Origin of the sequence: Mameliella sp. LZ-28 (genome assembly GCF_012274245.1) — a bacterium.
Classification (GTDB): domain Bacteria; phylum Pseudomonadota; class Alphaproteobacteria; order Rhodobacterales; family Rhodobacteraceae; genus Antarctobacter; species Antarctobacter albus.
The window spans coordinates 543075-551243 of sequence record NZ_JAANYX010000022.1 but is presented as its reverse complement, the minus strand read 5'-3'; the positions used below and the strand labels follow the sequence as shown (position 1 = coordinate 551243).

The window sequence follows — 8169 nt, the reverse complement described above, 5'->3', positions numbered from 1 at the left end:
GCCCACCAGCACCACCGCCAGGCCGGGCGTGATGCCGTTCTCATCCTTCAGCCGCGCCACATGCGCCGCCACCTTCTCGCGGACCGTGGCCGCAAAGGCCTTGCCGTCAATGATTGTTGCGCTCATCCGTCTATCCCTTCCTTGCCGATCACCCGTTCCTCGCGGGCTATCACCGTCTCGATCATGAGTGTCCAAATCGCCCGGGCGAGCTCCGGGTCCAGCCCCTCGGCCCGGGCCCTGTCGCCCACGTTGGCCAGAACCGCCTCGATCCGGCGCGGTGCCCGGGCCGCGATGCCCTCGCGCGCCTTCAGGTCGGGCGCGCGGTCGGTGTAGCCTTCACGCTCTGCCAGAAGGCGCACAAGTTCGCCGTCGATCTCGTCGATGCAGAGCCGAAGTTCCGCCATGCTCTCAATGGTTTCGGGGGCAGGACGCGTCATGGATTTCCCTTTTCGCAATTGAACCTGCCCCTCCCTACCGTCATTTTCCTTCGCCGTCCGGCCCCGGGAAAACAATCCCGCAATATTCCAGGAATTTCTTCCAGAGCCACAGAACCGGCAGCAACAGCACGAACCCGAGTTGGCCTTCCCTGCCGCTGTCACCAGGGATCAGCCAACTTGCCAGAACCGCCCCAATCATCGCCGTCACGATGGTCAGGACCAGCAAACCGAACACGCCCGCGACGATGGTCGTTCCGCGCGGGCGTGTCCTCTTTGTCACTTAGAACAGGCCTTCGATCAGACCTTCGTCGTTCAGGCGGATCGATTCCGCTGCCGGCACACGCGGCAGGCCCGGCATGGTCATGATCTCACCGCAGACCACCACGATGAAGCCAGCCCCGGCCGACAGGCGGACCTCACGCACGGGGATGTCAAAGCCGGTGGGCGCGCCGCGCTGGGTCGGGTCGGTCGAGAAGGAGTACTGCGTCTTGGCCATGCAGACCGGCAGGTTGCCGTAGCCCTGGGCTTCCCATTCCTTCAGCTGGTTCAGGATCTTGCCGTCCATCACCACGCTGTCGGCGCGGTAGATTTCCTTGCAGACGGTCTCGATCTTCTCGGCCAGCGACAGCTCGTCGGCGTAAAGCGGCGCGTAGTTGGCCGCCCCGCTTTCACAGAGCTCGACAACCTTCTTCGCGGTCTCGGTGATGCCTTCGCCGCCCAGTTCCCAGTGCTTGTTCAGGATCGCTTCGACACCCAGCTCGGCGCAGTAGTCCATGACCGCCTGCACCTCTGCGTCCGTGTCGGTGACGAAGTGGTTGATGCCCACGACCGCCGGCACGCCGAACTTTTTCATGTTCTCGATGTGGCGGCCCAGGTTCGGACAGCCCGCCTTGACGGCTTCGACGTTCTCGGTGCCCAGGTCAGCCTTGGCCACGCCGCCGTTCATCTTCATCGCGCGCACGGTGGCGACGATGACAACCGCGTCGGGCTTGAGGCCCGCCTTGCGGCACTTGATGTCCATGAACTTCTCGGCACCCAGGTCGGCGCCAAAGCCCGCCTCGGTCACGACATAGTCGGCCAGTTTCAGCGCGGTCGTCGTCGCGATGACCGAGTTGCAGCCGTGCGCGATGTTGGCGAAGGGACCGCCGTGGACGAAGGCCGGGTTGTTTTCCAGCGTCTGCACCAGGTTCGGCTGCATCGCGTCCTTGAGCAGGACGGTCATCGCGCCTTCGGCCTTGATGTCACGGCAGAAAACCGGCGACTTGTCGCGGCGGTAGGCGATGATCATCGAACCAAGGCGCTCTTCGAGGTCCTTGAGGTTCTTTGCCAGGCAGAGGATCGCCATGACCTCGGAAGCCACGGTGATGTCGAAACCGTCCTCGCGCGGGAACCCGTTGGAGACACCGCCGAGCGAGGAGGTGATCTGGCGCAGCGACCGGTCGTTCATGTCCACCACACGGCGCCAGGTGACGCGGCGCTGGTCGATCTGGGCCTCGTTGCCCCAGTAGATGTGGTTGTCGATCATGGCCGACAGCAGGCTGTGGGCGCTGGTGATGGCGTGGAAGTCACCGGTGAAGTGGAGGTTCATTTCCTCCATCGGCACGACCTGCGCCTTGCCGCCCCCGGCGGCGCCGCCCTTCATCCCGAAGTTCGGGCCAAGCGAGGCCTCACGGATGCAGATCATCGCCTTCTTGCCGATCTTGTTCAGGCCGTCGCCCAGACCGACCGTGGTGGTGGTCTTGCCTTCACCCGCCGGCGTCGGGTTGATGGCGGTGACGAGGATCAGCTTGCCATCGGGGCGCTCCTGGACGCTGTCGATGAAGGCCTGGCTGATCTTGGCCTTGTCATGGCCGTAGGGCAGCAGGTGCTCACCCGGAATGTTCAGCGCATCCCCGATCTGCTGGATCGGCTTCTTGTTGGCCTCGCGGGCGATTTCGATGTCGGACTTGAATGCCATCTTGGTGCTGTCCCTGTTGCGGATGGTTTCGCGATGGCCCAGCCATAGCGATGTGCCGGACCGCCTGTGAAAGCGAATCCGACCTTTTCTTGCGTAACTGCGGCGAAGGTTGCCCGCGTCAGCAGCCATGTGCCGCTGATCGGAAACCCCAGGCTCCGACGGGGCGGATGGTGATCCCGCTGCGCCTATAGATCACTGCTGCACGGGCGCAGAGCAACACGAACTTTCGTATCGGAAACTTCGGTCTCAATTCGTGGAATTCGGCCAAGATCGGCCCGGCTTCAGCCCTCGGGCTGCCAGGCGCGCTGATCGGGGATGTGCAAGCGCAGGACATCGCCGATCGCCACACTGCCCTCTCGGGCGACAGAGGCGGTCACGCCGCGCCGTCCCGCGGCGGCGGGCTTGAAGCCGCGCCCCTTGCCCGGTGCCACTGCCTCGATGCTCTTGGCGGGAAACTGGCAAGGCCGGTTCTGCATGTCCACGGTCAGCGTCGCCCCCGAAGGCGCCTGCAGCCTGGATGATGGCGGGACAAAGCTGAAATCCGGCAATCCGCTGAGAACCATAGAGGCACCCAGCCGCGCCGGGTCAATCGCCTCCACCCCGATCAGGTTGGCGATCTCGGCCAGCTCCTCGGCGCTGATGATGCTCAGTTGACGTTCGTTCCGGATTTCCGTGCCCTTGGGATACTGTGATTTGACACGCGTACAGGAAGACCGCGTCGCCCCGCCGTGGAACGATCCCGCCACGCCGGCAAAGGTCAGGTCCAGCCGCTCTCGCGGTTCGGACAGCAGTTCGACACGGTCGGCATTCGTCACGACCCCCAACCATGTGACGGTTGCTGTGTAATCAGTGGGTTTGAGCGCGGGCATAGGGGCCTTTCTAGGGGGCGGGAACGGATCGCCCTTCACGGGTCAGGGTAAAGAACATGCGCCTCAGGGGGAACAACGCGCCCCCATCGGCGGACAACGGGTAGGCCTTGGGAATCAGTTCGTCATAAGCGGCCACCAGCCTGGCGCGGGCCGTTTCGGGCATGGCCCGCAGGATGGGCCGGGCATAGGTCGCCTCTGTAAACCGGCGTACCGGATGCCCTTCATCGCAGGGCGGAAGCTTCTGGAAATACTCCGTCTCCCAGAGGCTGATTTCTCCCAGGCCTTCAAGCAGGTGATAATACTGCGCCGGTTTCAACACCTCGGGCAGGTGCACGTCCTGAAGCTGCCCGGGGCAGAGTTCCTCGGCCAGAGTGCGCCACAACCGGTGCGAGGGCGCGTTGTTCTGATGCGGCACCTGAACGGCCAGCACTCCGCCGGGGACCAGGCTGTCAACAAGGTCGGACAGGATGGCCTCGTGACCGTCGATCCAGTGCAGAGCGGCATTGGAGAATATCAGTGCAGGCGCCTTTTTCGGTCGCCATTCCGCGATGTCTCTCTCGTCCAAGCGGTCATAAACCCCCTGCCCCCTTGCCTGTTCCAGCATCGCCGGAGAACTGTCGACTCCGATCAGCCTGGCGCCGGTCGTCTTGCAGAACCGCAGGTGAAGGTCGGGCGCCACGTCCCCGGCCCCACAGCCAAGGTCCACAACGTCGCCCACCGGCAATGGCCCGAGCCGCGCCAAGAGATCCAGCGCGGGCAGCAAACGATAACCCCGGAACCTGTGGTAGGTCCCGGGGTCCCAATCGTCTTCTGTCTTCCCGGTCGTCATGCCGAGGGCTCAGGCTCCAGTCCGCCGTCGCCGGAGGGTTTGGACTTGGGCTTGGTCTTGGGGATCGCGGTTAGCGAGGGCTTGTCCTCGACCGCGCCGGAGCCGCCGTCGTCGTCGCCCGCATGGGGCGGATCGCCCCGCATCACGCGCTTGATCTCTTCGCCGGTCAGGGTTTCGTATTCCAGCAACCCTTTCGCCAGGCGTTCCCACTCGTCCTTGCGGTCGGTCAGGATCTGGTAGGCACGTTCATAGGCTTCCTGGATGAAGCGTTTGACCTCGTCCTCGATCAGTTCCTTGGTATGCGCCGACACTGACAGACCCGCGGTATTGCCCTGGTAGCCCTCGTGCGCCTCGGCATAGTCGATGTTGCCGACCTTGTCGGACATGCCCCAGCGCAGCACCATTGCACGGGCCAGCGCGCTGGCCTGCTGAATGTCACCCGCCGGACCGTTCGAGACGTTGGGCTCGCCGTACTTGATGATCTCGGCGGCCTTGCCGGCCATCGTCATCGCCATCTTTTCCTCGCACTCGGACTTGTGCCAGTTCAGACGGTCGATTTCCGGCAGGCTGACCACCATGCCCAGCGCGCCGCCGCGCGGGATGATCGTCGCCTTGTAGACCGGGTCGCACTGCGGCAGGGCCAGCCCAACCACCGCGTGACCGGCCTCGTGGTAGGCGGTCTTTTCTTTCTGGTCGTCGGTCAGGACCATGCTGCGCCGCTCGGCGCCCATCATGACCTTGTCCTTGGCGTTCTCGAAGTCTTCCATCGTCACGAAACGGCGACCGACACGCGCCGCCATCAGCGCCGCCTCGTTCACGAGGTTGGCAAGGTCGGCGCCCGAGAAACCGGGCGTACCGCGCGCGATGATGCGCAGATCGACGTCCGGGCCCAGCGGGGTCTTGCGGGCGTGCACCCCAAGGATCTTTTCGCGGCCCTTGATGTCGGGGTTCGGCACCGTCACCTGGCGGTCGAAACGCCCCGGGCGCAGCAGCGCCGGGTCCAGAACATCGCGCCGGTTGGTGGCGGCCACGATGATGACGCCTTCGTTCGCCTCGAAACCGTCCATCTCGACCAGCAGCTGGTTGAGTGTCTGTTCACGTTCGTCGTTGCCGCCGCCATAGCCCTGGCCACGGGCGCGGCCCACGGCGTCGATCTCGTCGATGAAGACGATGCAGGGCGCGTTCTTTTTCGCCTGCTCGAACATGTCGCGGACACGGCTTGCGCCCACGCCGACGAACATCTCGACGAAGTCGGAACCGGAGATGGTGAAGAAGGGCACGCCCGCCTCGCCCGCGATCGCACGCGCCAGAAGCGTTTTACCAGTACCCGGAGGGCCGACCAGCAGCGCACCCTTGGGGATCTTGCCGCCCAGGCGGCTGAATTTCTGCGGGTTGCGCAGGAATTCGACGATCTCTTCAAGTTCTTCCTTGGCCTCGTCGATGCCCGCAACGTCGTCAAAGGTCACGCGGCCATGTTTCTCAGTCAACAGCTTGGCCTTGGACTTGCCAAAGCCCATCGCTCCACCTTTGCCCCCGCCCTGCATCCGGTTCATGAAGTAGATCCAGACACCGATCAGCAAGAGGAAGGGCAGAAGCGACAGCAGGAAGGACTGGAATCCCGATTGTTCCTGCGCCTCGGCCTTGACCGGAATATTATTGTCCAACAGCAGGTTGGTCAGTTCCGCATCCTCGGGCTTGATGGTGACATAGTCCTGCCCCTCGTTGGTGCGATAGCGCACCTGTTCGCCGTCGATCGTCACAGAGCTGACGTTCTGCGTCTCGACCGCGCGGACGAAATCGGAATACCCGACTTCGCGGCTCTGCAGCGTGGTGCCGCCGCCCGAGAACAGGTTGAAGAGCGCCAGGATCAGGAGGAACAGAACGACCCAGAAGGCGATGTTTCTTGCGTTACCCAAGGGGGGAACTCCTTTGTAAGCTTTGCAGGCTCATAGCACAGCGAGTTGCAGTGTAACATAGAGATCGGCGCCCCGGCTTCAATGCGAGAGCAGGAAGTCGCGGAACACCCCGGCGCGGCACAGGCGCGCAGTATTGCCGGGGCCGACACCCAGGGCATCGCAGGCCAGCAACGTGTCATCCTGCCAGATCGACGGCAGGGACAAGGCGGCGCGAAACGGCGGAGCGCATGGCGGCGTCTCGGCAACCTGCCGCCAGCCGTCCTCTCCAAGGGCGCGGATCGTGCGTCCTGCGTGGTCGGGCGTCGTGACATGCCACCGTCCGTCCCACGTGATACCCGGGGCGATGGCTGTCGCCTCGGCAACCGCAGCCGCCTCGCGGAACATCAGCACCCGGCCCCGGTGGTGGATCACCTCACAACCGTGCAGCGTTCCGCCGCCCCCGCTGACCAGCCGGTCACGCAGCCCTTCCAATGCCTCGGCCCGCGGCGCGTAGTCGGCGCCGGACACAAAGCGCAGCATGGCCGACAGCAGGCGTCGCTGCGTGGCCGGTTCGACCTGTTCGTGCCAATCCGGCGCCAGCGTCAGCCCGCCCCAGCCGGTCTGTGTGCCAACCCCGTCCCAGATCGTCGCGGCGCGCATGGCAAGGGCCAAACGATCATCGCGCAGACGGGCCGCCGTGTCGGCCAGCGTTTCGGCGCCCAGCCCTTCGGCCTGCAAGTCCGCCAACAGGCGCCGCATCCGCACCCGCCCATAGGCCGGATCATCATTCGACGGATCCTCGACCCAGCGCCCTTTGAGGACCGTCAGGTAATGGCGCAACTCGGCACGGCCCATCTCCAGGCAAGGACGCAGGATCTGCATGCCGCCCACATGGCGCCGGGCCGACATGGCCGACAGGCCGTCCACGCCAGAGCCACGCGCCAGGCGCATCAGGAATGTCTCGGCCACGTCATCACGCGTGTGGGCCATCAGCACGTGGGACAGGGATCCGCGCCATGCGTCGATCAGCGCCAGCCGACCACGCCGCGCCGCGTCCATCTTGTTGCCCGTGCCGTCCCAGTGCCAGCGCAGCGTTGTGTGGGGCCAGCCAAGCTCCGCACATTCCCGGGCTACCATCGCCGCCTCATCCGCGGATTCGGGCCGCAGCCCGTGGTCCACCGTCACCACGCGAAGGCGCACACCCCAGACATGGCTCCAGTTATGCGCAAGCGTCAGCATCGCCATGCTGTCGCCGCCCCCAGAGACGGCCAGGCCGATTTCAGAAGGGAAACCCGGACCGATCAACTGGCCCATCGCCTCGGCAAACCGCTGGTCGAGGTTCACCGTCTTACTGGCACCCAAGGCTCTGGCGGCTGGCGGTCGCGCGGGACACCGCGTCCGAGCCGGGATAGCGCAACGCGACCTCGCCCAAGGTGATGCAGGCCTCGCTTACCGAGCCCAGCGCCCCAAGCGCGTCGCCCAGGCGCCACAGCGCCTCGGGCGCGACCTTGGCATCCGGAAAGCCCGAATAGGCCGACAGGTAGCGTCGCGCGGCCTCGCGCGTGTCCCCCTGCGCCTCCAGCGCGCGGCCCTCGCCGATCAGGGCCGCAGGTTCCAGCGGTCCCATCGGGTAGGTTTCGCGGAACTGGGCAAACAGCATCTCGGCGCCTGCGTAATCGCCCTCGTCCAGGGCCTCGAGCGCGGCACGGAAATCGGCTTCTTCGCTGATCGCCAGTTCTCCGTCGAACGGCAGCGCATCCGTGGCCGGGGGCGGCGCGGGCTGCGCCGCGACCGGCGCCGGGCCGACATCACCGCCCAAGGGGTCCGTCTCGCTCAGGCGGCCAATATCACAGTCGGGTTCCAGCTCGCAGATGCGGAACTTCAGGTCGCCGATACGGTTCGTGCCGTCCCTGACAACCTGCCCGATACGGAACTCCAGCTCCTCGGTCTTGGCAGTCACGCGCTGCAGCTCGCTCTCGATCGCGGTGATCCGGTCCAGCGCGGACCCGCCCACCGCGACAGAGGGCGCCCCCGTGGTGTTCAGCTCAGCCCGCAGCTTGCGCAATTCGACCGTCAGGACGGCAAGGTCCTGCTTGACGTCGGCCAGCGTTTCGCCCTGCTGGGCCGCCGCCATACCGCCTGCCAGCAGGCAGGCCCCGAACACCACCGCGCGCAGCATGGC

8 protein-coding genes and 1 pseudogene are annotated in these 8169 nt (G+C 65.3%); all 9 read right to left on the bottom strand.

The annotated features are described in order from the left end of the window. A pseudogene (locus G9Q80_RS15210) lies at positions 1 to 126 on the bottom strand (bifunctional methylenetetrahydrofolate dehydrogenase/methenyltetrahydrofolate cyclohydrolase); the annotation flags it as partial. After that, entirely contained in the window at positions 123 to 437 is a 315-nt protein-coding gene (locus tag G9Q80_RS15205; RefSeq protein WP_069208028.1) for a chorismate mutase, read from the bottom strand. The gene G9Q80_RS15205 and the pseudogene G9Q80_RS15210, both read right to left, overlap by 4 nt. Positions 438 to 477: 40 nt before the next feature. Beyond that, positions 478 to 717, bottom strand: coding sequence for a hypothetical protein (locus tag G9Q80_RS15200; protein WP_133066377.1), 240 nt, complete (start codon positions 715 to 717; stop codon positions 478 to 480). Next, complete coding sequence (locus G9Q80_RS15195) at positions 718 to 2394, bottom strand: formate--tetrahydrofolate ligase (protein ID WP_088670281.1); 1677 nt, start codon at positions 2392 to 2394, stop codon at positions 718 to 720. Between the two features lie 281 nt (positions 2395 to 2675). Next, positions 2676 to 3263 (bottom strand): MOSC domain-containing protein, encoded by a 588-nt coding sequence (locus G9Q80_RS15190; protein WP_069208025.1) that lies wholly within the window; start codon positions 3261 to 3263, stop codon positions 2676 to 2678. A gap of 10 nt (positions 3264 to 3273) precedes the next feature. Then, positions 3274 to 4092: a methyltransferase domain-containing protein gene (locus G9Q80_RS15185; protein ID WP_088714513.1), complete on the bottom strand. Its 819-nt coding sequence runs from the start codon at positions 4090 to 4092 to the stop codon at positions 3274 to 3276. Beyond that, positions 4089 to 6008, bottom strand: coding sequence for an ATP-dependent zinc metalloprotease FtsH (gene ftsH / locus G9Q80_RS15180; protein ID WP_043142086.1), 1920 nt, complete (start codon positions 6006 to 6008; stop codon positions 4089 to 4091). The genes G9Q80_RS15185 and ftsH overlap by 4 nt, the downstream gene beginning before the upstream one ends. Positions 6009 to 6086: 78 nt before the next feature. Beyond that, a complete protein-coding gene (gene tilS, locus G9Q80_RS15175) occupies positions 6087 to 7349 on the bottom strand; it encodes a tRNA lysidine(34) synthetase TilS (RefSeq protein WP_232788162.1) in 1263 nt (420 codons plus the stop codon). Further along, entirely contained in the window at positions 7336 to 8166 is an 831-nt protein-coding gene (locus G9Q80_RS15170; RefSeq protein ID WP_088714512.1) for a tetratricopeptide repeat protein, read from the bottom strand. The genes tilS and G9Q80_RS15170 overlap by 14 nt, the downstream gene beginning before the upstream one ends. Positions 8167 to 8169: the final 3 nt, after the last annotated feature.